Origin of the sequence: Brunnivagina elsteri CCALA 953 (assembly GCF_002289455.1) — a bacterium.
In the GTDB taxonomy this organism is placed as follows: domain Bacteria; phylum Cyanobacteriota; class Cyanobacteriia; order Cyanobacteriales; family Nostocaceae; genus Brunnivagina; species Brunnivagina elsteri.
Window position 1 is genome coordinate 1 of record NZ_NTFS01000750.1, and the last position, 1,346, is coordinate 1,346.

At 42.6% G+C, this 1,346-nt stretch carries 1 protein-coding gene; it reads left to right on the forward strand.

What is annotated here, in order from left to right:
* Positions 1-1,346, forward strand: a 1,346-nt coding sequence (locus CK510_RS32220) for a hypothetical protein (RefSeq protein WP_095725130.1), incomplete at both ends; no start/stop codon positions are given.

Genomic DNA, 1,346 nt, shown 5'->3' on the forward strand with positions numbered 1-1,346 from the left:
GCGGTTTTTATACGATCGCAGAAAAATTACTCCAGGAACAAATTAATTTGCTTGGACGGATCGAACGCTCACTTGCCCAACCTGACCCAAATCGAGTTCGAGCCACAAACGGTCAAATATTCGTACAAGCTAAAGCAATTGAAGCTTTTGTTAAAAGACAAGACCCTAATTTCCGCACTACTTGTACTTCTGCACTGAATACAAGTATAAATACAGACAATTCTCAAGCTCAAGTTTCTCAATCCCAAACTTATTGCTCTTTGTACGCATCCAGCCAAGAGTTATTAAAACTGTCTCCAGTATTAGACCGCATCTTGTCACGACGCGGTGAATCGGCTTTGATACGTCAATTACCCCTGGTCAGTGGCGAGCGAAAATCAGACCCAGTGTTGCCGATGTCACCAGTGGAGCGTCCTAATCTTGGTAAAAAAGCTACACCTTTTGCAATATACGAACCAAACTTGGTTCCATCTCCAGCACCAATTATCGGTCAACCGACAAAGAAATCTTTTGTTAAATACTCTCAACCGATTCAGAGCGCGATCGCAATTCCCCAAGAAGCACCAGCTATTTTGGCAACCGCAGAAAAATATATAACTTTAGCCAAAGCTGGGTTTCCACAGGATACTAAGTTTCACAATCCGAGAGAAACAGCAGCAGCACTTGACAAATTTGCTTATGACCTTGACCAGGAAGAACCCCAAACCTACGGGAAATTTTTAGCATTACCAAAAACGGGAATCTTTCGCGTCTTACCATATTTAGCTTACCAGCGTCCGCTCAATCAGCTTGAGAATAGAATGTTGAAAACCGTTGGAGAACGCTATCCTTTTCCATCTTTAGCAGAGACAAAACAGGAATTTACTCCCAATTTAGCACTTCAATTGGTGGGGGAACGCTTTCAAATTTTGTCGTCAGGATGCGATCGCAACTTTATGGCTGATTTGGGTAATATTCCCATCGAAAAGTTAGATATGAAGCTGAAAACTGCCACTCCAGAAATCCGCAAAGCATTTCTCAACTACCAACCACCTCAAAAATTAAATGCCTTACAAGTCGAACAACGACAGCTAATTGCAGGTAAAAACCCCGATAGTCATCTGGTATCAGCAGCAGTTCCAGTACGATTAAATCATACGTATTTGGTGCGATCGCTCCAATTTCAACTACCAGAAGCCATCGTCACAGGGAAACAACTTACCCCCCAAGAACGACTACAAATCGACGAATTACTCAAAATTCAAAGTAGCGATCGCATTATTGCTTTTCGTCCCGTTCGTCAGCGTTCTGATGGCAGCTATACTATTCTTTGGCGCGTCATCAAGGAACTAAACCCACCACAAATT